Origin of the sequence: Hoylesella timonensis S9-PR14 (assembly GCF_000762405.1) — a bacterium.
GTDB lineage: Bacteria > Bacteroidota > Bacteroidia > Bacteroidales > Bacteroidaceae > Prevotella > Prevotella timonensis_A.
The window spans coordinates 1-26,202 of sequence record NZ_JRPQ01000018.1; the positions used below are offsets into that span (position 1 = coordinate 1).

General features: G+C 46.0%; 15 protein-coding genes. 6 read left to right on the forward strand and 9 right to left on the reverse strand.

Annotated elements, in window-relative coordinates; genetic code table 11:
- Window positions 1–237 precede the first annotated feature (237 nt).
- The 6 genes from HMPREF9304_RS00870 to HMPREF9304_RS00895 form a co-directional block, all read right to left on the reverse strand.
- On the reverse strand, window positions 238–627 hold the full coding sequence (locus HMPREF9304_RS00870; protein ID WP_036925889.1) for a GxxExxY protein: 390 nt from the start codon (window positions 625–627) through the stop codon (window positions 238–240).
- Between the two features lie 142 nt (window positions 628–769).
- A complete protein-coding gene (pulA, locus tag HMPREF9304_RS00875; protein ID WP_081953619.1) occupies window positions 770–2,677 on the reverse strand; it encodes a type I pullulanase in 1,908 nt (635 codons plus the stop codon).
- Window positions 2,678–2,740: 63 nt separating this feature from the next.
- Window positions 2,741–4,873: a glycoside hydrolase family 97 protein gene (locus HMPREF9304_RS00880; RefSeq protein ID WP_036925895.1), complete on the reverse strand. Its 2,133-nt coding sequence runs from the start codon at window positions 4,871–4,873 to the stop codon at window positions 2,741–2,743.
- A 69-nt stretch (window positions 4,874–4,942) separates the two neighbouring features.
- Window positions 4,943–7,648, reverse strand: coding sequence for a 4-alpha-glucanotransferase (locus HMPREF9304_RS00885; RefSeq protein WP_036925898.1), 2,706 nt, complete (start codon window positions 7,646–7,648; stop codon window positions 4,943–4,945).
- A 629-nt stretch (window positions 7,649–8,277) separates the two neighbouring features.
- On the reverse strand, window positions 8,278–10,722 hold the full coding sequence (locus tag HMPREF9304_RS00890) for a C10 family peptidase (RefSeq protein ID WP_036925901.1): 2,445 nt from the start codon (window positions 10,720–10,722) through the stop codon (window positions 8,278–8,280).
- 100 nt (window positions 10,723–10,822) lie between these two features.
- A complete protein-coding gene (locus HMPREF9304_RS00895; protein ID WP_231564428.1) occupies window positions 10,823–11,659 on the reverse strand; it encodes a helix-turn-helix domain-containing protein in 837 nt (278 codons plus the stop codon).
- Between the two features lie 432 nt (window positions 11,660–12,091).
- Here HMPREF9304_RS00895 and HMPREF9304_RS00900 point away from each other — a divergent pair, with 432 nt between their 5' ends.
- Together HMPREF9304_RS00900 and HMPREF9304_RS00905 are read left to right on the forward strand one after the other, a co-directional pair.
- On the forward strand, window positions 12,092–12,298 hold the full coding sequence (locus tag HMPREF9304_RS00900) for a hypothetical protein (protein ID WP_036925907.1): 207 nt from the start codon (window positions 12,092–12,094) through the stop codon (window positions 12,296–12,298).
- An 18-nt stretch (window positions 12,299–12,316) separates the two neighbouring features.
- Window positions 12,317–14,077 carry a hypothetical protein gene (locus HMPREF9304_RS00905; protein ID WP_036925910.1) on the forward strand — a complete coding sequence of 587 codons (1,761 nt, stop codon included), beginning with the start codon at window positions 12,317–12,319 and terminating at the stop codon, window positions 14,075–14,077.
- A gap of 254 nt (window positions 14,078–14,331) precedes the next feature.
- On the opposite strand, the gene HMPREF9304_RS00910 is transcribed toward HMPREF9304_RS00905, so the two are convergent.
- From HMPREF9304_RS00910 to HMPREF9304_RS00920, 3 genes are all read right to left on the reverse strand, one after another.
- A complete protein-coding gene (locus HMPREF9304_RS00910) occupies window positions 14,332–15,651 on the reverse strand; it encodes an MFS transporter (protein ID WP_036925913.1) in 1,320 nt (439 codons plus the stop codon).
- Between the two features lie 147 nt (window positions 15,652–15,798).
- A complete protein-coding gene (locus HMPREF9304_RS00915) occupies window positions 15,799–16,179 on the reverse strand; it encodes a four helix bundle protein (RefSeq protein ID WP_036925916.1) in 381 nt (126 codons plus the stop codon).
- A gap of 163 nt (window positions 16,180–16,342) precedes the next feature.
- Window positions 16,343–17,368, reverse strand: coding sequence for a LacI family DNA-binding transcriptional regulator (locus HMPREF9304_RS00920; RefSeq protein WP_008123568.1), 1,026 nt, complete (start codon window positions 17,366–17,368; stop codon window positions 16,343–16,345).
- Window positions 17,369–17,701: 333 nt separating this feature from the next.
- On the opposite strand from HMPREF9304_RS00920, the gene HMPREF9304_RS00925 reads away from it, so the two are divergent.
- The 4 genes from HMPREF9304_RS00925 (at window position 17,702) to HMPREF9304_RS00940 (ending at window position 25,827) form a co-directional block, all read left to right on the forward strand.
- Window positions 17,702–20,701 carry a SusC/RagA family TonB-linked outer membrane protein gene (locus tag HMPREF9304_RS00925; RefSeq protein ID WP_036925919.1) on the forward strand — a complete coding sequence of 1,000 codons (3,000 nt, stop codon included), beginning with the start codon at window positions 17,702–17,704 and terminating at the stop codon, window positions 20,699–20,701.
- A gap of 14 nt (window positions 20,702–20,715) precedes the next feature.
- Window positions 20,716–22,335 (forward strand): RagB/SusD family nutrient uptake outer membrane protein, encoded by a 1,620-nt coding sequence (locus tag HMPREF9304_RS00930; protein ID WP_036925923.1) that lies wholly within the window; start codon window positions 20,716–20,718, stop codon window positions 22,333–22,335.
- A 27-nt stretch (window positions 22,336–22,362) separates the two neighbouring features.
- Complete coding sequence (locus tag HMPREF9304_RS00935) at window positions 22,363–23,952, forward strand: SusE domain-containing protein (RefSeq protein ID WP_036925926.1); 1,590 nt, start codon at window positions 22,363–22,365, stop codon at window positions 23,950–23,952.
- 108 nt (window positions 23,953–24,060) lie between these two features.
- The gene (locus tag HMPREF9304_RS00940; protein WP_036925930.1) at window positions 24,061–25,827 is read left to right on the forward strand and encodes an alpha-amylase family glycosyl hydrolase; all 1,767 of its coding nucleotides are present in this window, start codon (window positions 24,061–24,063) and stop codon (window positions 25,825–25,827) included.
- Window positions 25,828–26,202 lie beyond the last annotated feature (375 nt).

A 26,202-nucleotide genomic window follows, 5' to 3' on the forward strand; every position in this document is an offset into this window, starting at 1 on the left:
TGTATTTATAGGAGCTTCAAGAAATTGTTAAAAGATTATCGTGGACAGTAGTGAAAACGAATTATCTTTTTTCGACTGATAATATCGAATGAACATAAATGTTCTGACAAATTTAACGAATTAAGATACTTATATAGAACTCCAATTTGTTATTTGTTTTTTGTTTATGTTTTGTCCATTTTGATAGTTGGTCAGTGTTTCTACGTTCTTTTATGTATGGTTTCCATGACTGTGAAATTACCTTATCGGATTTTGTGGATTAAATAGTCGGATAGGTGATAATCTGATTTCATTGAAATTGATTAATATTCCTAATTGTAGTCCTGTGGCTTTGAGGTAATTGATGAGTTGAGCTTTGTGACTATCGTCAATCCTTTGTGTAGCCTTTAGTTCGACTATTATTTTGTTTTCCACACAAAAATCACAGATGTAGGGTGTAGAGAGTGGATGATGATGAAAAGAAATGTTGATTCTTTTTTCTCTTTCAAAGTTAATATCTCGTTCCCGTAAGGCAATGGCAAATGCCTCTTGGTACACTTTTTCCAAGAAGCCACACCCCAGTTCGTTATGTACTTCAAAGGCAGCCCCTACTATTTCATAAGACAAATCCTTATACAGTGGCTCCATATCATAGCATTTATACGTTAGTTAATTAGGGATTATGGCTGTATTAAATTTGTTTTATTCGTCCGAGCTTTAGCTCATTTTTATTCATAAATATAGCAAAGTTATTTGTTTTATTTGTTACATTTGTTGTTACTACAAAAAATTATTGCTTGTTGATAGACAAGATAAGTGCTGATTGGGCTGGAACAATGACCTTGTCGGCATGTTCATCGAGCATCAATTTCTCTGTTCCATTGACATCAATGACCCCATCGTAGCACAGTACGTTGTACGCTCCAGCCGGCAAGGATACCTGTTTCTCGGTTTTGTTGGCATTGAGCAGCACGTAGATATAACTGTTAGTGGGGACGTCAAACAAGCGATAACCCACCAGGCATGGCTCGGTTGGGAAGAAAGTGAGATGCTGACGCACAGCCTCTGCGTTGCCCAAACGGAATGCTTGATATTGCTTCCGCAGTGCTATGAGACCCTTGTAGTAGTTGAACACCTGCGGGTAACGCTGCAAATTGTTCCAATCCAATCGGTTGACTTCAATGGGAGAGTTAAACGAGTTGTGCACCCCTTGCTTGTCGCGGAGCATCTCTTCGCCACTCAACATGAACGGAACGCCTTGCGAAGTGAACACTGCCGTTTGTGCAAGCAAGTCCAATCGGATGATTTCTTCGGTAGAAATGTTGGGAATGGAAGCCTTCAGCCGGTCCACCAAGCACATGTCGTCGTGGCAACTTACATAACTAACCATCTGTGTGGGTTCAGTTGCCCATGCCGCTTTGCTGTAGTTCACTTTGCTCATGTCTACTTGTGGATGTGCTATGGCACCAGCAATGCCAAATTTAATGCTCTCTTCCTCGCCAGCAATGCCAGCAAGGAATGCTCCTTTCCTGTCGTCACTGAAGGGACCACGCAAGGCATCACGCAGTTCATCACTAAAGGCTGCAATGCCTGGCATTTGTTGGATGTTGGCTTTCATGGCGAGTTTGTCCGCAGGATAAGCACAAGTCCCAGCACTCCATCCCTCACCATAGATATAAATAGATGGGTCTATCTTGTCTACTTCCTCTCGGATGGCGTTCATGGTCGCTATGTCGTGAATGCCCATGAGGTCGAAACGAAAGCCGTCGATGTGGTATTCGTTGATCCAATATTTTACCGATTCTAACATGAATTGCCGCATCAAAGGTTTTTCCGACGCCGTCTCGTTGCCACAACCCGATCCATTTGAATACTTGCCTTCAGCGTCTTTGCGGTAATAGTAATCGGGGTAAGTACGCTGAAAGTTACTGTTTTCGATGTCGAACGTATGGTTATACACCACGTCGAGGATGACACGAATGCCCGCCTTGTGCAGGGCTTGCACCATTTGTTTGAATTCCTTGATGCGCACCTTGGGGTCTTTGGCATTGGTACTGTATGCTCCCTCTGGCACATTGTAGTTTTTTGGGTCGTATCCCCAGTTGTAATTGGCATTGGAGGTTTGGTGTTCATCCACCGAGGCAAAGTCGAACGAAGGCAACAAGTGTACCGCATTCACCCCTAACTCTTTGAGGTGGGCAATGGCTTTTGGTTCAGCCAATCCCACAAACTTGCCCTTATGAACGGCAGGAGAAGTAGGCGAATCGGTGTAATCGCGTACGTGCATCTCGTATAACACTAAGTCGGAGGGCGATGCGAGCGCAGGTCTCTTATCGTTTTCCCACCCCTCGGGATTGGTTGTTTGCAGGTCAATGATGGCTCCTCTGTTGCCATTGATGCCCACAGCCTTGGCAAATACGCCCGGTGTCTCGCCTCCTTTGTGCTGTTGGTAGCCCAACACTTCAAAGGTGTAGTACATACCTTTCAGGTCGCCCTTGATCTCTTTTGCCCACACATCGTTGCCCATTGACTTCATTTTGACGGTTTTCGTGGGCTTTCCACCTTCGCCTTCTTTGTACAAACGCAGCACGACATGCTTGGCAGCGCTTGGCGCATTGAGCTTGAAAGCAGTCTTTTGAGGCGAATAAACCATTTCGTTGAACACTTTGGCAGATAAAGATAATTTACTTGTTGGCATCAAAAAAGCCAACAACAGGAAAATATAATGCTGATAATGTCTCATAAGTAAGGGTGTTATTGATTATTGCGCCATGAGCGAAACGGCAAATCCGCCACCGCTGGCTTGATTGATTTTCAACACGTCTCCACGCTTCACGGTTTTGTGCGTGATGACATAAGCTTGTGGATTGTGGTCGTAATGGGCATTTTTAGCATCGGCATAAATCGTGCATCTGTACTTCTTACCCTTGTCGAGGAAGTCGAGTTTGATGACACTCTTATGTCCGTTCTCGTCGCATTTGCCTCCGATAAACCAGTTGTCCGTGCCTTTTGCCTTGCGAGCCACGGTGATATAGTCGCCGGGTTCAGCCTCTAAATACTTGCTGTCGTCCCAGTCAACTGCCACATCTCGTATGAATTGGAACGCATCATCGAACTTCTCGTAGTGCTCGGGCAAGTCAGCAGCCATTTGTAGTGGGCTGTACATGGTGACATAGAGTGCCAACTGTCCTGCCAAGGTGGAGTGTACAAAGCTGGTATTGTTGCTCCATTCAGACAGTTTCGTTACAAAAATACCCGGCGTGTAGTCCATCGGTCCGCCCTGTAAGCGAGTAAAAGGCAGGATAGTGGTATGGTCAGGATTGTTTCCTCCAAAGGCTTCGTACTCTCCACCCCTTGCACTTTCGTTGCCAACCATGTTCGGCCATGTTCGGCATAAGCCCGTTGGACGTGTCGCTTCGTGTGCATTCACCATGATATGGTGCTTGGCAGCTTGCTTCACCACATACATATAATGGTCGTTCATGGATTGAGAGAAGTGGTGGTCGCCACGAGGAATGATGTCACCTACATATCCTGTCTTCACGGCATCATATCCATATTGGTTCATGAGATTGAAAGCCTTTTTCAAATGTCGTTCATAATTCACGGCGCTGGATGATGTCTCGTGGTGCATCAATAGTTTTACACCTTTGGAATGGGCATACTCATTGAGTCCTTTCAGGTCGAAATCGGGGTAAGGTGTAACGAAGTCGAACACGTCTTGCTTCCAGTGGTTCGCCCAATCTTCCCAACCTACGTTCCATCCCTCCACCAATACTTGGTCCAATCCGTTCTTGGCAGCGAAGTCGATGTATCGCTTCACCTTATCTGTGTTAGCCGCATGGCGTCCGTTTGGCTTCGCTTTACTCCAGTCTATTTGGTCGAGTTTGATAGATGGGAACTCATCGGTGTAGTTCCATGCGCTTTTGCCAACAATCATTTCCCACCACACACCGCAGTATTTTGTGGGATGAATCCAACTCGTGTCTTCTATCTTGCACGGCTCGTTGAGGTTCAGTATGAGGTTGCTCGACAGCATATCGCGTGCGTCATCGCTCACCATTACCGTTCGCCACGGACTCTTACAAGGAGTTTGCATGCACCCTTTGGCACCGTATGCGTCTGGGGTGAGCCAGCTTTCAAACGTCATGGTCTTATCGTCTAAGTTGAGGTGCATGGTAGAATAGTCCACACAAGCTGCCTCGTGGATGTTGATGTACAGCCCATCTTGGCTTTTCATTTGCAGCGAGGTCTGCACACCTGTGGGTGAGAACACCGCCACCGACGAGTTTCCCCAGTTCACTGCATCATGAAAACGCCCCCTTATTTCGGAGAGCTTGCTTTGTTGTGTCTTTTGCTCTTGCGTGTCATAGTCGCCCGGAATCCACCATGCCGTATGGTCGCCAGCCATGGCAAACTGCGTATGTTCTTCTTTAATGAGGAAATACGTCAAACTGTCTTGCTGTGGAAATTCATAGCGCAATCCCATTCCTTCGTTGTAAACACGGAACCGAACAATGATATTGCGCTCAGAAGAAGCTTGATGCAACGTTACCGCCAGTTCGTTATAATGGTTTCTGATGGTTGCGGTCTCCCCCCAAACAGGCTTCCATGTCTCGTCAAAGGTGGATGTCTGCGTGTCTTTAACCGTAAACCCATTCATCAAGTCGGTTTCCCTGAGCCCCTTGGAGGCGTGTTTGTCCTTCATGAGTTCCAATCCCAAGCGCGATGGTTTCACCACGGCTTTGCCTTTATAAGTCATGGAATAGGTGGGTACGCCATTGCCTTGCAGACTAAAGTTGACGCTTACATTGCCATTGGGCGATTTGACTACTTGTGCCAACATTGCCATTGGCAGCATAAAAAACAAAAGGATAAGGTTGATTTTCTTCATGATGTTGTGGTTCAAAGGTATGCCACAAGGGCGCAAACCCTTGTGGCTATAGGTGTGAGGGGTAGGGTGTCAGCTCCTTCCCGACTGTGAGTTCAGTTCACATAGATTGCTCACCAAGCTATTGTCGGTCAGCATGTCTTCTATGTTCAGGTGCATCCGATAACGCCAATAGTGCTTTGGATTGGCAGGAATGTTGATGCGTTCGGCGTTGGCATCGTCCAATCGGAGTCGTTCGTCCATGGACAACCAGTCTTGTATGGACAGGATGCAGAGCATGGAGGGCGATGCCAAGTGTTGCCAGATGATGTCGCGAGCCAGCCAACCCGGCAGTGGATGGGGGGCAGGTCCTTCCTTTCCAAGCATGGTGTTGTAATAATGCTGTGTGCGTGGGTAGTCTTCATCCCACCATTGGCGCAGCGTTGGCATGTCGTGTGAGGATATGGTAGCCACACTTCTGTAGGGGTTGCCAGGTAAATAGCCAAAGGTTACCTTTGGGTCTTTGGGCATCGACTGCACCTCGAGACTGAGGATGCGCAGCTCGTTCATCACCCATGCCACGCAATCGGGTACCATTCCCAAGTCTTCGGCACACACCAACATGCGGGTAGCCTGTACCAATTTAGGTAATTTCTTCATCGCCTCGTGATACCAGAACTGGTTGTTGCGGCGATAGTAGTACTCGTTGTACAAACGGTTGAACGCCTGTTTGTCCACATCCCACAGACTTTCGTAGATGAAGTTGAATTGTGCCGTGATGCGTGGGTGGAACAGGTGAGGATTTTTCTTGTCACGAACAAACAACACATCGTTGGCAAGCGCATACAGTCCGTCGCGTATCCAAGTGTTCTTCTCGTCCATTTCCTGCCCCTCGAAAGCAGCTTCAATCTTGCGCTCGGTGTTGAAATGCTCGTTCAACTCAAACACGTCATCGTGAATATGGTTTAGATATTTGGCAATGACTTCTTCACGATGTTCGCCAAACACTCTGTCGATGACCCAGTTGCGGACGTAAGGTTTCGTAAACAAATCTTCTTGGAAGTTGAGTCCGTAGGATGCTATCTCCTCGCGCGACATACCCAACGATGGCGAAAACTGACCGCACAAGCCGTTGACACAGCTAGTAGGTATTTCCCAAATGCGGAAGAATCCCAGCACATGGTCGATGCGATAAGCGTCGAAGAACTCTGCCATGTTCTTGAAACGGCGTTCCCACCAGGCGCATCCGTCTTTCAACATCTCGTCCCAGTTGTAGGTGGGGAACCCCCAATTCTGTCCGTTTACAGAGAAATCATCGGGTGGTGCGCCTGCCTGTCCGTCCATGTTGAAGTATTTGGGTTCTACCCAAACGTCACAACCGTGGCGACTGACCCCAATTGGCACGTCGCCTTTGAGTACGATGCGCTTGCTTTGCGCATAGGCGTGCGCCTCCTTCATTTGAGTGTATAGCACAAACTGCACGAAGTAGTAGAACGCTACTTGTTGATATGCCTTGTTGCTTGGGGTGCTCAACGCCTTGCGGTCTGCCTCGTTCCATGTGTGGTGGTCGCGCCATTGTGTAGCGTCTGCCGTGCCATATTGGTCGCGCAGGTAGCAGAACTGTGCGTAAGGCACCAGCCAGCGAGCACTCTTTTCGAAGAACGCCTTGTACGCCTTGGTACCCATGGTGCGTTTGCCCTCTTGCTTGAAGAGTAGTTGTAAGAAATCCATCTTGCTTTTCATCACGCGCACATAGTCTATCTGTGGTAGACAGTTCAGCTCTTCTTGCAGTGTGTCAAATTGCGCTTGTTGCGCCTTGTCGTTGAGTTTGGGCAATTGGCGCAAGTCGCAATAGAGCGGATGCAACGCAAACACGCTGATGCAGCTGTATGGGTAAGAGTCGGTGTAGGTATAGGTGGCTGTGGTGTCGTTGATGGGCAACAACTGAAGAACATGCTGTCCGGTGGCTTCCACAAAGTCAATCATTGCCTTGAGGTCGCCAAAGTCGCCCACGCCAAAGCTGCCTTTGCTGCGTAGTGAGAATACAGGAACCAATGTTCCTGCCACCTTTGTGTTGGGCATGGGCATGAAAGCCTGATCCAAGTGGTACACCACTACGTCGCCACGGTTGAGCTTGGGTACGTCAATGGTGCGGTTGAAGCACGGTTCCCACATCGGCTCGTTCGTGGGAAGGGAGTACGACAGGGCAGCAAACTTCAGTTCTATGTGCTGCTCGCTCAGTGTTTCAGCGTCCACGTCCACCACCCATTCGTTGTGCTGGTGCTGGGTCATGGGCAGTGCTTTGCTGATGTTCCACTCGCCCAAGGCCTCGGTGTCGCCCAACAGCACTAAATATTGGTCGGGTTTGAGTTGTGGAGAACGTACAATGATGCGCACCGTCTTGTCGTAAGCCGTGGGCTGCAGAGCTTGCAATGTGCTGCGGTGAAGGCAGTCGGTGAAAGCCGAAGAGTACAGATACGAGTCTTCTGGTATCTGCATCCAGTGGTCGTACACATGGTATTGCTTCGCTTTGGCTGCCGTGAGGTCAAGGCGGTGGGTAAGAGTGGTCCATTCCTTGCGCGTTACCTTTCCGTCGCATTCTACCGAGTAGTAGTAGCAAAGGGAATTTTGCGCTTCAGTGGCAGACAGCTTGAGGTCGCACTTCCAGTGCAGTCCGTCGGTGGTGTACATTCTATAAGGGGTATAAAGCCCGTCTGCAGGCTGACCTTCATTCACTACATTCAAGATGAGGTCTTCCCCAAATACCGTTTTGTATTCAATGTTAAATAATAGATTCATAGACTAAGGGTTAGTAGTTGCTCGACTGTTAATAAGTCGCTTATCTGCAAATTTATAAAGAATAGGTAGGGGGTCGCTGCCTTGTAGAGATAAAACTGTTAGAAATATTGCGCAAACGTTTGCGCTTCCTCTCTTTATTATGAATGCACAGGGTAGGCGAGTGCCTGTGATTTTGTCCTGATTTTTCCTTTTCAGAAAGTTGAAAAATAGATTTTGGAACGGTTACAGAGGTACCCTTTTCGTCTTGTTTTTACTCCTCTTGGTGGTTAACCCATTACTTTAGTCGCGCTATCTTGTGTGAATAAGGGTACAAAGTGGTGCAGATAAGCCTGTTAAGTCAATGCTTTAGTCTCATTGAAGCATTGAGTTAGCTCCGCTTCACTATGCAAATTTTGAGTTAAGACGCTGATATACGGATAAATACAAAAATCGCTTATTTGCGACCAAAAGGACAGTTGTTGGCAAATATGCGAGTATTAACGCCCGATGTAAAATTTTTTCTTATTGCACACCTCATTTTTTTTCTGGCGAGAGGGGGCTTGTTTTTTTGTAGTAAACCACTTTTATAGTAGCCTTATATGACAAAAAGAGACCCATTTTAGGTCTCTTTTTGTCACTTATGCCCATACTTATTTCTTCAATATCTTCTTGCCGTCAACGATATAAATGCCAGTTGGCAGACTGTCCCACGCTTTTGTTTGGCGAACTCCTTCCAGATTGACGATATGTTGATGATTCGGCTTTTTGTGTTCATACGCCTTTATGTCCGTGGAGGTTGATTCGTTTATTATATGGAACACATGGCGCAAAGCCAAGGGATTCCACACGTCCACACGCTTTCCATTACGGTCAATCTCCACATGTACTTCGTAAGAGTGGTTGGCTTCTAATTTGGAAGTAGGAAAAGTGAGGCGTGTTTGGGCTTTGTTATTTGGTTGTTCGCAAGGCAAATAAACACTATGAACAGTACCCAAGTCAACCCATGTGTTGGTTGTTAAGTCTAACAATCTGTAATAAACGTTGCCATGATAGCCATTTCTCAATCCATATCCCCTCACTCTTGCGTGCACCTGCAATCCTATTTCGGCTGTTTTGTTCAAATCAAATGTAGAATAATTGGCTTCTTTACCATCCACGAGGAAGTCTACATAGCTGAATTCAATGGTTCCTTCATGGTTGTTAGGCAATACCTCCACCTCGAATGGCTCTTTCATGGTAATGGGGATCAGCACTTCTGTTCCTTTTCTGTTTGCTTTAATAGCAAAGGTTACATCATATTTGCCGGTTTTTAGAGATCCTACTCTGCCCGGATTGTAATATTGTGACAGCATGTTAATGGCGAACGTGGTACTTCCAAGCCGTTGTGCGACAACGTTAGGAGTGAGCAGGAAGCCATTAAACACTTCGCCTGTCACCTTGTTTTTAAGCGTCATCACCAAGTCGCCACGTACTTCTTCTCTTCCAGGATTGTATAAAGTGAGGCTGAAAGCGGCATATTTGCCTGAGTTTTCGTAGAAAGGAGCCAGCAGCGAGGGAGCCTTTTCCATCACCACGACATCCTTCGGATTGTTTGTCTCAATGGTAACTTCCTCGTTCGAGAGTTGCACTTGCATCTCATTGACGTGGTTGACGCGCGTCCACTCGCCACTCTTTTTTGTCTTTGCGTCAAGCAATTCCGAATAGACCGGCACCAAGCGATAGTTGCCGTTTGGCACTCCGTTAAAGTTAAAACCATTCACCTCAAAGTTCATGGATGTGAAAATGGAAGCCCAGTTGTGGTTGATATTCGTTGTCGGATATACTTTAACGAGATGATTGCCGCTGTCATAAAGTGCAAGTCCCACCTTACCCGTGAACACACCCAACTCACCCTTCACCGAACTGTATGAGCCGAGCTTGTTGATTTCGGCATTAAACGCATCTGTTCTCGCACCCTTTGTCTTGTCAATGGTGAACGCTGTGGTGGCACGAGCGTCCAATCCGCGAGGTATATCTTCAAACGGGGTGGCTTTTCCATTGTTTGGATGTGCTAAAAGAGCTTGCATGTCGTCCCAGAAAGTACCCGAAATACCATAGCCTTTGATGTTCATGTAAACGGTGTTGATGTCAAAATAGCCATCGTTTTCACCAGCCCATCCCCAATTGATATGTATAAATCCTCGTTCGTCGTAGCCGTCGAAAACAAACGCATGATTACCTCCTACCACCAAAATGGGATAGCCTTCCGACAGCTCTCGTATCACATTGGAGTGAAATTGGTTCGCAGGCAAAAAGTCTTTATCGAGAAATTTCACGGTATAATCAAAAACATTGCGAAGCGCATTGCACGCGCGCTGCAAATTAGAGTCGCTCCCTTTGTGATAATATCTCATGTAGACTGCTTTGCCAATGTCACGCATCAACACGCCAACGGCTTGTGCCGAACGCTCGGAAGTTGTCTCTTCAACAGTGTTTTTCATGTCATTCCACCAATAGGTGGCACTCCGCTGCGCTTCATCACCTGTTGTCGATATATAATCTTTAGGCCGCTTTTTAGGCCATTTGTGATAAAACATCATTTGTGCGGTTGCTGTTGCCACGCACCCCGTAGGCGTTGTTTGCCCACTGATAACTGGGGTATATTTATTGAAAGGATAGTATTGGCTCCACTTGCAAGTAAGCAATGGCTCTACTTTGCGTTTCACCAAAGAAGATGTTTGTGCCGCTTTCGCGGGATTGGCTCGCACTGCCTTCACCACACGTTCATAATCTTTTAGAAACTGTTTGAAGTAAGATGAGCCGTTGTTGCTGTCTTTCAGTTGCCCACTACCATAAGCAACCACTTCGTTGAGCGTGCTTTCTCCAGATATAATGACAAACTTATGGTCGGCGGAGCCCGTAAAGACATAGTAGGCGGGCGGACATGTAGCTTTTGATGAGCGAGTTTGTGGGATGTCGCTCCATGGCTTTGGGTTCTTAACGTACTTTGAAGCAATGTCTGAAGCTTGCCGTATCGTTATCGGTTCCGCATGCGTAAACATAACGCAGGCTAACATTATTATCACGGAAAATAATGTTTTCGTTTGTTTGTTCATTCTGTATACTCTGTTAAAATTTCAGGTAAATATAAAAAAGAGATAGATGTAGATGCAAATTCAAAATGTAACTACATCTACAAATGTACATAACTCATCGTTATAAGGCGTGTTCTGGAGTTACTTCACCATTTCTTATTTCATTGGGAGTGCCTCCTAACATCTCCTTGCAGAAAGTTGACAGGCGTTGAACCGAAGAGAACTTGAACTGGTTGGCTATCTCTTCCATGGTGTCATCAGTATTGCTTAGCGCCTTGAACAGCGCTTCGCCTTTTACTTTACTAACCCACGCCTTAGGTGTCTCGCCAAAACATCGTTTGAAGTGTCGTATGAATGTAGGACGACTCATGCACACCTTTTCTGCCATCTCGTCAATGGAAGGGTAAGTGTGCGACATCGCAATAATGGCGTCCTGAAACGACAAATCCATGCCATAAAAAGGAGCAAGGAAAGGTAACAGTTCTTCTTTGGGATAATACGCTTGCATGACTGCAGTAAACTCACGCTGCTTGCTCAATTGGATGTCGCAACAGAGCAAACCGTCCATGACATAGTTGGCAGTTTGCCGTGCCAGCACTTCTACAGGTTTGAGCATGTCTAAGGCAAATAGCCAGTCGGTACGCTTGGGCGCACTCTTAATCATTTCATCGCTGATGATGTTGTGGCAAAACCTGAATTTGCTCTCAATAAAATAAAGTACCAAAACCAAACTATCCTCAACAAAGTAAATGGAATTCTCAATGCCTGCGGGCATGGGGAACATTTGATTGGCATGAACATAGAAAGTTGGAAATCGCTTGCCCTCCACACGCAAAGTTCCTTCCAAGAGGAAAATCATGGCGGTTCGCGATGAAGCAGTATGAGCCACAACGCCTGTCTTTTCGCGCACCACTCTAAAGCCTACGGGGGAGTTGCTTTGATAGTGCTCGCACATCATGTGCTTATTCAAATAATAAACGTGCATAGGCTGGCTATAGCAATTAATTTGATAATACAAAATTAAATATTTATATAATATACATTTCACCCATTAACAAATATTACATGTTGATGTAGGGGGGGTAACATTTATTAACTGTTTTACCTCTATCCTGTTCAGGATTTCTGTATGTTTTCCTAAAAATATAGGAAAGTGATGTGCGTGGAAAATGGCGCCTTTTTTATTTTAATGGTATAAATTATATAGAAATTTAAGTTTGATACAAAATGATAATCTTTTGAAATATTTTGTTATGTAGCCTCTTCTTGAAGATGTTTACCTTTGCAAACAGAAATACAGGGTAATTATAGTATAAAAAAAGATAGTTTCAAAAAATAAAGAGTAAATACATTGCTGTGCATTAATTGTCTAAGTAAAGAGGTGTAGATTATGAAAAAGAATTATGTATGTCCACAGATAGATATTATTTATACAAAAATGGAAGATGCGTTGCTGGCAGGATCGCCTAACAACACAGGTAGAGGTGGTAATAATACACCAGATGATGGTCGTTTTCTTGGTAGTAAATCATTTGATTTGGGCGAAGAAGAGGACTGGCAGGACTTAGATATAGCTGCTAATGATTGGAATTTTTAATATTTGGAAAGCATAAAAATGAAAAAACAAACTATTATTTTGTCGTTATTGACAATCATCTGTTTCTTAACAAGCTGTTCTGAAAACGATGAGTTTAACGGTGTGCTTGACAGAAATGCACAACAAACAACAAACGTAATCTCTGGTACAGGTACTCTCAACTTTGGAGATCTGGAGAAAGTCTTGATGAATGTACCACAAACAAGAACTGCTACACATTATGTAAATGGTGGATTGAATTATGGCTGGAAAAAAGGAGAACGGATTCCTGTCTATATGTATTATAAACAAGGTGACAAACAAGCTGTTATTGAAAATGAAGTAGTTTTTGGTGATTTCAAAAAACTAACCTTTAAGACAAAGATTCCAAAGGGCTTCTATCCAAGAAGAGGCGACCTCTATGTAGCAGCTGTCATGCGTAAGCAACCAAATGCAACAAACGGTGCATGGGCATCGGGTTTCACCGAAGATGGTAAAATTAAAATAGAATCGACACGGACTATAGACCCTTATTCAGACCATTTCAATTTACCTTTTTATACTCCGTTGTCATTGGTTAGGAGCAACGGAACTGCGACGTTGAATTTTGAATTGCTTGGAAGCTGGATAGCTGCAACGATGAATGTTCCTAAAAGTATAGACCCTCAAGAAGTAGTGATAAACTCTGATGTTGTATCAACAAGGGGAACTGTTGATTTTTCGACATCTTTAGGAAAGGAACCCAGCTGGACACCTGCATCCTCTCAAAATGGAAATATAAAATATGGTGTTAACAAATTTCGTGTGAGAGCTAATGAGGATAGCAAGCCTTTGCTTATTTGGTTTATGCCCAACACTGACAAAAAATCACAAAAACCAACTACAGTAAAGATTGGATATCATGCTGTTGAACGAACAAAGCTTCGTTATTTGAAGACAGACACAAACGGCAAGGCTTTTAACTTTAGAAAGCAAAAGGTTTATACTTTTGAATTTAGAATGAAACCAAGTGATTTAGATTCTTCGCAACACAAAGGTTTGGTAATCACTCAATTCTGGTCAACACGAAAGAACAGATATTGCAATCGCAACCTCCTTCAGATTACCAATATCAGTGACCATGATATTAGCTTAGAGGGTTATTACCTCGTTCGCTCTGTATTTGGCAGTGCTGATAAGGCTTCTGGTGTGATTGACTTGGGTAAACTGGAAGAAAACAACGCACAGTTCTTGTATAACGACCGTAAGAAAAAAGTATTGCCAAGTGGTGGGTCACTCTTGATCACTGGATTTACCAGAAGAGTTGCTCGGGGTACTTTCGATCGCTGTAAAGGTCAAGTGTACCAAATTGCACTCCTCGGAGAAGATGCAAATTTGCTGCGACAGTTTGTACCACAAGGAAATCGTGACTGCTGGGGTAGAGAGTCGAACTGTAACTTCCGCAACGCTTACTTCTTGACTTATAACGGCACTGATATCTCGCTGTCAAAGCCAAACGACATTGTAGACAACTTTGGACGCGACGCTTGTGGTAGAATCTATAACTTCCAGTTCTTGAACCGCACCTACTATCGTGTACCTTATTGTTATATCTATATGGGTGAGCAAGGTCTCGGTGGCTATGGTACTCATCTTTATAAGCCAGAGAGACGGATAGGAAGATACGCTGGGTCGTACTGGGGACCGATGGAGAACTTCTCCACATGTTCCTGGAGAATTGAAAATGAGAACAAGATTACATCTTTAGGTTTCTGGGGAAAATATGGTGACATTCCCATGTTCAGAAATAATATGTATTGATGATACAGTGTTCGCAACTGCGAAGAGGTGTCAGATATCGATGAATATAAAACAACTACTTATTATATAAGGTGTATTTGGCTCAAGACCGCAACGGTTTGTTGGCTTGAGGTAAAAAAACAGGGCTGGATTCCATGTGAGGAGTCCAGCCTTAAATTTTTATGTCATCTCCAATGGCTCAAGCCATTGTTTCTAAAACAAGATGAAGTGAGAGACGGGGAATTATAGAAATCATCAAATTCTTTGCAAATCCATCAATCTTTGACATCTTTGATAAGCGATACAGCAGCTGCACCAAGTAATAACGAAACGCCTGCAACAACCATCATGTGGCTTTGCACCGACCCCACCATACTGAGGAGTGTGCCTCCTATGACTGCCGCAATGATTTGCGGGATACAGATGGTGCCATTGAACAAACCGAGATAAGCGCCCATGTGTCCATAGCCTTGTAAGGCATTGGTGACAAAGGTAAATGGCATGGCTAATATAGCAGCCCATGCGCAGCCAATGAGCAGGAAGGGAATGAACAATAAGTACTGGTCGTGTATCACAGTACAAGCAGCAAAACCTATGGCTCCCAATACCAAACTGAGAGCGTAGGCAGTCTTTCGACTACCGAGTTTGGGCAATAGCGGTGCCCATAACACAGAGCCAATGGCTTGTACGGCAAACAATACGCCCACCCAGTTGCCAGCTTCTTGTGCTCCCTCACTCGCCATGTCGGTGGTGCCCCACACGTTGGCTGCCACGGTGCCATGCGTATAGGTCCACATATACATGAAGGCAATCCAGCTGAAGAACTGCACGACACCTACCTTCCAAAAGGTAGAAGGAGCGTGTTTGAGTAGCGTAATCCAGTTTTCTTTTTTCTCTGCATCAACTTTCAAGCTACCGTTGTATTGTTCATATTCCTCTGGAGACCACTCCCTTACCTTGGAAACAGTGTAACCAACACAGAGAATCAGGATGCCAGCGCCAACAATAAAGCTGTAGATGACCGAGTCGGGAATTACGCCCTTGGGGGCTGTATTAGCGATGCCCAACAGTGCGAAGAAGAAAGGAAACAGGTAGCCCACTAAGGATCCTGCATTGCACAGCAGACTTTGGATGGAATACGCCTTAGCTTTCTGTTTTTCGTTCACCATATCACCCACGAGCATCTTAAAGGGTTGCATCGCCATATTGATAGAGGTGTCAAGGAACATGAGCATGACAAGTCCGAAAATCATTGCTATCGATGCCGTCATGCCGAATGAGCCAGACTGTGGGAGCAGGCACATCACCAGTACAGCAACCGCAGCTCCGATGAATAAGTAGGGGATGCGACGCCCATATCTTGTCCATGTACGATCTGAACAAGTACCAATGATGGGTTGTACTACGATACCCATGAGGGGAGGTAAAATCCAGAAATAACTAAGATTGTGTGGGTCAGCACCTAATGTGGCAAAAATACGTGAGATGTTTGCACTCTGCAGCGCGTACGCAATCTGTACACCGAAAAATCCGAAACTTAAATTCCAAAGTTTCCAAAAGCTCATGTCGGGCTTTCTTTTTAATTCATAATTCATAATTTTTAATTCATACTTTTGTTAGAATATACAATGAGGTTCTTTTTTAATTCATAATTCATAATTCTCAATTCATACTTTTGGTTGAATATATGTTGAGGTTCTTTGTTATTCATGATGTTTCATGCAAAACGGTCAATAATCTTTTTATGAAGACTTACTTTTTTGTTGCTCCTTTGTAATGTGTATGATGATAGATGTTAACAGCTTAATCAATTCAACGCAGTCTGCTAAGATGCTTTTTGCTGCCGTTTCATTAATGTATTGAGTGCGCCATAAAAGTTCTATCCAGTATTCTGTTTCACTCGCTTCTTTCAGTGAGATGTTGAGTTTTGATTTAAAATCTGCTTTTGATTGAGCTCTTAGTGATTCTTTTACGTTTGCACCAATACTCGTTCCGCTCCGTATAAGCTGTTTGCTCATTTCGTATTCTTTTTTCTCTTCTCTCAGATATTTACAGAGATTTACACAGCGAATGGCAAAAGCAAAACTCTTTTGGACGATTACATTGTTGTCTATATCTTTCATTGATAGATAGAGTTTAGGTTCAAGTGAGAATTTATGTTTTGTTCAGATACCTATTACAAAGATATTCATTTCAACTTGATTTCTTCATATTCCATAACAAATATACTGTCAGCAAATTGAATTATGAATTTTTAATTATGAATTTTTAATTATGAATTATGAATTATCTCGTTGTTCCTCTAATAATGAGTTTTGTTCTTACAATTCTCTTTTCAATTTTGTCGGGAGGCAGCAAGCCTTCTACTTTCGAGATGAGGATGTTAGCCGCTTCTTCGCCCACACGAACACCACGTTGCTCTACGGTAGTGAGCATGGGGTCACATGCCTTGGAACGGTCGCCATTGGTAAAGCCACAAATGGAAATATCTTCAGGGATGCGGTAACCCATGCGCTTCGCCGCATAGAGTATGCCGACAGCCGTATCATCATTCACAGCAAAGAAAGCATCAGGGATTTCTTCTTGTTGCAACAGCTCCGGGGTCAGCACTTCGGCATCCTCTCTATTGTCACAGATTCGAAGAAAGTTCTCGTTTACTTTGAGTCCATTCTTGAGGAGGGCATCACGGTAACCATTATACCTGTTTTTGGAAATCTCTAAAGTCATGGGCGAACTATAACAAGCAATTCGTCGACATCCCGTATTAATAAGGTGGGTCACTGCATTGTAGGCGCCCATATAGTCATCCACTACGACACGGGAACAGTTAATGCCTGTACAGATGCGGTCATAGAAAACCAGTGGCATGTCATGATCAATAAGTTTTTTGAAATGCTCATACTTGACTGTATCTTTGGCTTGCGATACAATCACACCACACACCCGATTCTTATAGAAATCTTGACAAATCTTTGCTTCTCGTTCATAGCGTTCATTGCTTTGTGCTACCATGATGCGATAGCCGTGTATGGTAGCCTCTTCCTCAATACCCGAGAGAATACTCGAGAAGTAGAAATGGGAGAGTTGCGGCACAATAACTCCAATCACCTTTAGGGGCTTGACACGACTGTTTCGTAGCGACTCGGCAATCATGTTGGGATAGAAATGATGTTCGCATGCGTAGGCTTGTATCTTCTCGCGTTGTTCTTTGCTGATACGAGGATTATCTTGAAGGGCACGTGAAACCGTAGCCACAGAAACTCCCAACGCTTGCGCAATGTCTTTCATTGTGATGGGCAACGATATTTTCATTTAGGTTGTTATTAGCAATGCAAATGTATGTAAAACAAAAGAATGCTCAAAAGGTCTTTATCTTTTTATAAAGATGATGACTGTGCAAACGTTTGCATTACAAATATAGTGAATTTTGCACTTAAAAAGAACAAGGATAGTTAAAGAAAACTAACTTTGCAGCATGAGGAGAAACTAACCATGAGTCACAACGACCTACTAACCATCCTCAAAAGGAATTCCTGACATGCTGAATGAAGACACCCATCAAGCCTTTTTGATAGCGAATAGCTGTTGGGGATATTGACCTAAGAAACTCTAAATTTATTATTATATTAACTTAAAACTAAAAAAATGAAGCAGGTAAAATTTTCATTACCGCTGAAAATGCTCACACTCATCTGTGTGTTGTTTATTTCAGCAAGTGCCTTTGCGCAGCAGATTGCCGTGAAAGGACATGTGAAGGATGAAGCCGGCGAACCCATTATTGGTGCCACCGTTAGAATTGTAGGGCATACGAGTGGAACGGTGACCGACATTGACGGTAACTTCACACTCAACGCCGCTTCCGGCGCCAAAGTCTCCGTAAGCTATATTGGCTATGGTGTTGTGGAAGCTCCGGCAACCGCCAACATGGTCTTCACCCTGAAAGAAGCGAAGAGCGAATCCCTCAACGAAGTGGTGGTGATTGGTTATGGCAGGGTTAAAAAGAACGACTTGACAGGTAGTGTCACCGCGTTGAACGCAGAGAAAATGGTCAAGGGCGCCGTAACCTCCGCAAGCGACATGCTTGTAGGAAAGGCTGCCGGTGTGAGCGTTATCACGGATGGTGGCGCGCCGGGCGCCGGGGCAAAGATACGTATTCGCGGTGGTTCGTCTATGTCGGCGTCCAATAACCCATTGGTAGTTATCGATGGTGTGCCAGTGGATGATGGCGAAATCAAAGGTATGGCCAACCCTCTGAGTACCGTTAACCCTGACGATATTGCCACCATGACCATATTGAAAGATGCGTCGGCAACAGCTATCTATGGTTCGCGTGCATCGAATGGTGTGATTCTTATCACTACCAAAAAAGGCAAGGCTGGTGGTATCCAAGTTGGATATAGCGGTTCTGTGAAGGTAAGCACTCACGCCAAAGAAGTGGACGTGATGTCGGCAAACGACTTCAAGCACTTTGTTACCTCCAAGTTTGGCAAGGGAAGCCTGCAGGCAAACGCGCTTGGCAGCGCCAACACCAACTGGCAGAAGGAAGTGTTGCGCACATCGTTGAGCACTGACCATAACGTCAGCGTGTCGGGTGCGGTGGCTAATCTGCCTTACCGTGTGTCGGTAGGTTACACGAAAGAGAATGGTATCGTGAAGACATCTGACATGGAACGCTTCACGGGCGCTGTCAACTTGAGTCCGCAATTCTTTGACAAGCACCTCAGCGTACAGCTGAACCTCAAGGGTATTTACAACACAAACCGTTTTGCTGACCTTGGCTCTTTGGGCATGGCGACACAATATGACCCCACGCAGCCCATCTACATGAAAGGCTCAAAGTATGGCAACGGTTATTTCATGTATCTCAAGAAGGACGGACATCCTATTGATATCGCATTGGCCAACCCCGTCTCCATACTCACGGACAAGAGCGACAAGTCAAAGGTGTACCGCAGCATCGGCAACATTCAACTTGATTACAAGTTCCATTTCTTGCCCGACTTGCGTGCGAACCTCAACGTAGGATATGACGTTTCTAAGGGAACGGGCGACGTGATAACTGTAGATAACTCTCCTATGTCGTGGACTTGGGGCAACTTCAAGAAAGGATTTGGTGAGAACAGCAGCTTCTGGCAGCTTAAACGGAATACGTTGTTAGAATTTTACATGAACTACACCAAGACATTAGGTGCACACTTCATCGACGCCATGGCTGGTTATTCATGGCAGCACTTCTATCGCTCGGAATGGACTAAATTCCCCTACTCGGCAGCCAAAGCCAAGGAGTACGGCAAGGAGTTCTACAAAGGTGCGGAAGACCTTGTTACAGAAAACTATCTCGTTTCGTTCTTCGGACGTGTGAACTACACCTTATTAGATCGCTACCTCTTGACGTTCACACTGCGTAACGATGGTTCCTCGCGTTTCAACAAGAACAATCGCTGGGGTGTATTCCCATCGGCAGCATTGGCATGGCGTATCAATGAGGAGTCTTTCTTGAAAGATACACGCTGGCTTGATGATTTGAAACTGCGTTTGGGATATGGTGTGACAGGTCAGCAGAACCTCAATAGCGGCGACTATCCTTACATGGCACGCTACGCTTACTCACAGCCTGGAGCCAATTACTACTTCGGTGACAAGCGCGTACAGCTCATCGCACCATTGGCTTACGACGAGAATTTGAAGTGGGAAGAGACCACAACCTACAACGCTGGTCTTGACTTTGGAATCTTCAAGGGCATACTCTCGGGTACGTTGGATTTCTATTATCGTCAGACCAACAACCTGTTGAACACCGTGACGGCACCAGCCGGAACCAACTTCAGCAATGAAATATTGACCAACGTGGGCACGTTGGAAAACAAGGGTGTGGAACTCTCGTTGACAGCTCACCCCATCACAACCAAGAATTTCCAGTGGACATTGGGCTATAACGTGTCGTACAACAAAAACACCATCACCAAACTTACCATCAACGACGACCCCAGATACAAGGGCGTGATTCATGGTGGGGTAGACGGCGCCGTAGGTTACAACATTCAAATCAACTCCGTTGGCAAGCCATACAACTCATTCTACGTGTTTGAGCAGATGTATGATAAGAACGGAACTCCTATCGAGGGGGCTTACGTGGACCAGAACAACGACAACAAGATAGACGAAGCTGACCTTATTCCTTACAAGAAATCGGCTCCAGACGTGTACATGGGCTTGACTTCGCAGATGAATTACAAGAACTGGGATTTGTCGTTCGCACTTCGCTCAAGCATCGGCAACTATGTGTACAACAACACACAGTCTAACCGTGAGGCATGGGACGGTTCGCAGATGTACGACCAGTCAGGCTTCTTGAAGAACCGCCTGAACTCCGCCGCCAACAAGAACTTCCATATAGGACAGTTCCGTAGCAGCTATTACGTTCAGAAAGCTGACTTTGTTCGTATGGACAACATCACACTTGGCTACACTTTCAACAAGCTGTTCAATGACAAACAGTCCGCACGCCTGTATCTCACCGTGCAAAATCCGTTTGTCATTACCAACTACAGCGGTATTGACCCTGAAATCAGCGGCGAGGGTATAGACAACAAGATCTATCCGAGACCTATTTCGTTTATGTTTGGTTTCAATTTCAAATTCTAAATAGCAAGTACAAAATGAAAACATATCATATCAAAAAATCGTTGTTCTTGCTCCTCACAGGAGCGTTGTTGGGAACGACATCGTGCGTAAACGACTTGGATACTCAGCCTCTGGATAAGGACGAGTTGGTTTCCAACGTGGTATTCAAGGCTGACATAAACGCTTACACCCAAAGTCTCGCCAAGATTTATGCGGGCATGGTGATAGGTGGAAACAAAGGTGGAGACGCCGACCAAGACGTCAAGGGTATTGACGGTGGCTCGCAGGCTTCTTTCATACGCGTGTTGTGGAATATGCAGGAATTGGCATCCGACATGGCTCACTGCGCATGGAATGACCCTGGAATCCCCGACTTTAACCATCTTTCTTGGGATTCGTCAAGTCCATGGATCAAGGGATCGTATTACCGATTGGCTTACCAAATCAACTTGGCGAATGCTTTCCTTCGTGAGACCACTGACGACAAACTGAGTAGCCGTGGTTGTAGCAATGAGGTGAAAAATACTATCAAGGAGTATAGAGCCGAGGCTCGATTCCTGCGTGCGCTCACCTACATGTACGCCCTTGACCTGTATCGCAACTATCCTTTCTTTGATGAGAATAGTACAATAGGTAGCGAGCGTCCACAACAAATTATGAAGGACGACCTTTATAAATATGTGGAGAAAGAATTGCTTGAATGCGAGAAGGACCTTGCTGCTCCTGTTGTAGGCTGGAACAAGAATTATGGCAATGCCAACAAGGCTGCCGCATGGGCTGCTCTGTCACGTTTGTATCTCAATGCCGAGACCTACGTGGGGGTGAAGAAGTACACAGAGTGTATCACTTATTGCAAGAAGATTATCGACGCCGGCTATGAGTTGGAACCCAAATACGCTGACATGTTCAAGGCTGACAATGATCATTCCAAGGAAATGATCTTCCCACTCCGCTACGAGGGTGCCGAAACCATGACTTGGGGAGGCATGACAGCTCTGCTATGTTGGGGGTCCGCACAATTCCAAGAAGAGACTAATGCCAAGGGTGCTTGGCAAGGCGTGCGTGCCAAGTCGTCACTGCTCAAGCTATTCACCAACGAGAACGAATACAAAAAAGACACTCGTTTCTCTATGCTGCGCTTGGACGGAACCAAGAACGTGGAAATTGTCAAGGAGGGCGACTTCAAGGACAACGGTATTCCCGTAACCAAGTTCTGCAATCTTAACAAGAATGGCAGCAAGCCCGCGTCCAGCGAGGCTTACGTCGACTTCCCGTTGTTCCGATTGGGCGAAATCTACTTGAACTTGGCCGAGGCTGTTCTCCGTGGTGGAACAGGTGTTACCAAGAACGTAGCCATGAACTATCTCAACGAATTGCGCAAACGTGCCTATAAGGACAAGACCGTGGCTCCTATCGACGACAACAACTTCACGTTGAAGTTCTTGCTTGATGAGCGCGGACGCGAACTCTTCTTTGAGGCTCAGCGTCGCACAGATCTCGTGCGCTTTGGAAAGTACACTTCCGGTGATTATGTATGGCCTTGGAAGGGCGGCGTAGCCGAAGGTAAAGGTGTGAAAGACAAGTATAAGGTGTTCCCATTGCCTTCAGATGACATTGGCTCTAACCTCAACTTGAAACAGAACGATGGTTATTAATGGATAAACTGATTAAAACTAAAGATCATGAAACTAAAAAATATATTATTCCTCGCAGCTGGTTTCTTGGCTATGGCATCATGTTCGGATGACATCACCACGCCAGTGCTCAACTTGAAACAAGCCGCGAAGCTCCACGCTGTCAATCCAGCCACGATTACATTCACAAAGGCAAACAGTGCTGAGGCTTTTCCACAAATCAGTTGGGAAAAAGCAAATTACGGCAAAGGAGCGGTAGTGGATTACACGGTTACGATTACCAATAACGAGAACAAGAAGAGTGTTGTGGCAGGTGAGACGCAAGATAACAAACTTTCTTTCACCAACGAAGCAATGAACACGCTGTTGGCAAAGGTAGGTGCCTACCCCGGCCACACATACGACTTCACCGTGTCGCTCAAGTCTTCGGCATTCAAGACGATGACCAACGACGCACAGAACACTGTCAACTTCAAGGCCACGCCTTACGACCCCAATGCTGTGAACATCAACTGGAAGTATGCATACGTGGCTGTGGGTTATCCGGAGTGGGATTATACCAAGGCTTATCTCCTTGGCGACCCTGACGGCGACGGCACTTACAAAGGTTGGGTGCAGTTCGATGAAGAGTGTTCTTTCGCTGTCGTCGATGGCAAAGACGTTACCAAGGTGCTCGCCAAAGACCAGAAGGTTGATGCAAAGGACAAGGGATTTGTGGAGGTGACGCTCGCACCCGGCGGCAAGGTGAGCATCGGAAAGCCTTGTACATGGGGCATGATTGGAGAGGCTACGTCTGGTGGATGGACCAAAGACACCAAGATGGAGTACGACAAAGACACCCGTATGTGGACGGCGGTAACTCCGTTGACCGATAAGGAATTCAAGTTCCGTGCCAATGAAGGATGGGATATCAATTATGGTAGTGACAAAAACAATCCAAGCGTTTTAGCGCAAGGTGGCGAAAACCTCAAGGTGGCTAAGACACACGCATACATCGTGAAGCTCAATTTGACCAACGCGGGCAAGTACACCTACACCATGGAAGAGACCAACATCGAACTGTCAAGTACCGAGCTTTCAGTGCCTGGCTCTTATCAGGGTTGGAATCCGACAGCAAAAAACGCTTACCGACTCGAGTCAAAGAGCCGCGACTTCCAATACACGGGCATCTATTACTATCCTGCCAACACCGAGTTCAAGCTCTACGATGACGGCAAATGGCTGGGAAGCGTAGGCGGTGTGAAATGGAACGACACCAAGACAAAGGCTGAGTTTGCCCTTGGCGATGGTGACAACATCAAGCTCACCGAAGGCGGCTGGTATCGCATCACTGCCAACACCAAGAAGATGCTTGCCTCCATTGCCAAGACAGGATGGGAGATTATCGGCTCCGCTACCCCCGGTGCCTGGGACAAGGGACAACTGATGACCTACAACCCCAAGACCAAGAAGTGGTCCATCACCATAAAGATGAAAGATGGTGAGTACAAGTTCCGTTGGGATGGCTCATGGGAAAAGAACTTCGGTGGTGCCTTGACGGGTCTTACCCAAGGTGGCCCAAACATCAAGATTGGCGCGGGTACCTATCTCATCGAACTTGACCCCGAAGCCAAAACCGCTACCGTTACCGAACAATAAATTGTTACGGGAGTAAGATAATAATGATTATAAAAGGCGCACTCTCACATGTGGACAGTGCGCCTTTTTTATCAAATACATATTTATCACTACTAACAAATAATGACAATGAAACATATTTACACCTTATTATTAATGATGTTGGCACTCGCTGGCAACGTTCATGCGCAAGGTTGGCCCAAGGATTACAAGGGTGTGATGTTGCAAGGTTTTTATTGGGACAGTTATCAAGACACACAATGGAGCCATTTAGAGAGCCAGGCAGACGAGCTGTCGCAATATTTCGACCTGATATGGGTGCCGCAGTCGGGCTATTGCAATGCGACGTCCATGCAGATGGGCTACGCCCCCATTTGGTGGTTCAACCACAACAGCGCATTTGGCACAGAGGACCAACTGCGCAAGATGATCAAGACCTTCAAAGAAAAAGGCACTGGCATCATTGAAGATGTGGTCATCAACCACCGCAACGGCAACACCAACTGGTGCGAATTTCCCGAGGAGACATGGAAAGGGCAAACCATGCACTGGTCACTGGCCGACATCTGCCAAAACGATGATGGCGGAAACACCAAGCGAAACGGCTACGACGTGTCGGGAGCGATGGACACCGGCGACGACTTTTCCGGATGCCGAGACCTTGACCACACCTCGGACAACGTGCGAAAGAACGTGAAACTATACTTGCGGTTTCTCAAAGAAGAACTTGGCTACACCGGTTTTCGTTACGACATGGTGAAGGGTTTCGCCGCAAAATACATTGGCGAGTATAACGCTTCGGCCCAACCCACCTACTCCGTGGGCGAATACTGGGACGGTGATCCCGCCAAACTGAAAAGCTGGTTAGACGGCACCAAGGTAGATGGAAAGATACAGAGCGCGGCGTTCGACTTCGCGCTGAAATATTACATCAAAGACGCGCTCGGCAGCGGCCAATGGAACCGTCTGGACGGCGACTGCCCAGCCAAGGACCCCGCGTACAGCAGGTACGCCGTGACCTTCGTGGACAACCACGACACCGACCGCGACAACAACCGCCTTGCGGCCAACCATATAGCCGCCAACGCCTACATCATGGCCATGCCAGGCACTCCCTGCGTGTTTCTCACCCATTGGAAACAGTACAAAACCCAACTCAAGAAGCTCATCTTGGCTCGCAAGGCCGCCGGCATTTCCAACCAAAGCACCATCCTCAAGTCCGAGCGACATGGCAATGGCTATATCGTGAACGTGCGAGGCGAGAAAGGCAACGTGCTGCTGGCCTTGGGAACACCCGACAGCTATGACACCAACAGCTACAAATTAGCCGTGGAGGGCGATGGCTATAAATACTATGTGGCCGACAACGTGGACATTTCGGCCGTTCAAGCTGTCGCCGACGAGGAGCCGCAAACGTTTACGCTGCCCGCATTCTGCACCATCGATAACGACGAGCGATGCGCCTTCTTCGAGGCCCCGAGCTTCTGGACAGGCAACGTGAGCTGCTGGCAGTGGGACCAAAAAGCCAACTACACCGGTGGCTCATGGCCCGGCACGGCCTGCCGGTACGTAGGAACGACCAAGGATGGTAACAAGGTTTACAAATGGAGTTGGAACAAGCAAACCAAGCCTGACAACAAACCCGACGCCGGCATCATCTTCAACTGTGACAACGGAAGCAAGCAAACCGCCAACTTGGAATTTGTTAACGGCGGCTACTACGACAACTACTCCGGCGCCAAGCCCAAAGGCATCGTTACCACCCCCACGGGCATCAAGGAGGTGCATGGCTCGCAAAACGTTGATGGCTGGTACACCATCGGGGGCGTAAAAACAAACAAGCCCACCCGTAAAGGAGTGTATATCCACAACGGCAAGAAGGTTGTTGTGAACTGATTGTAAACGTACCTCACGCTAACATTTTTTCTGTATACTGGGCGACTGGCTACCATGCCAGTCGCTTTTTTTTGTACGCTCGGCATGATGAGCATTATCTAACGGGCGGAAGTCCCGAGTAAGCCCTAATAGCGGGAATTACATAGCCAAAGGTAAGGGTGTTCATCGTGAGGTGAAATCTGAAGGAAGCTGGCGGCAAACATCTGGCCTAACGAACAGAAACTTCATATAAGGCATATGACCGTGGGTAAGGTTGCCGAACAAACCAAAGCCCGATAGCTATTCGCAATGGTCGGTGGAGTTCTTTGAGCTTAGCGATAAAATGAAGTAGGTATAAGATGGAAAGATAATGTTCTTATCCGAGGAGGTCTCACG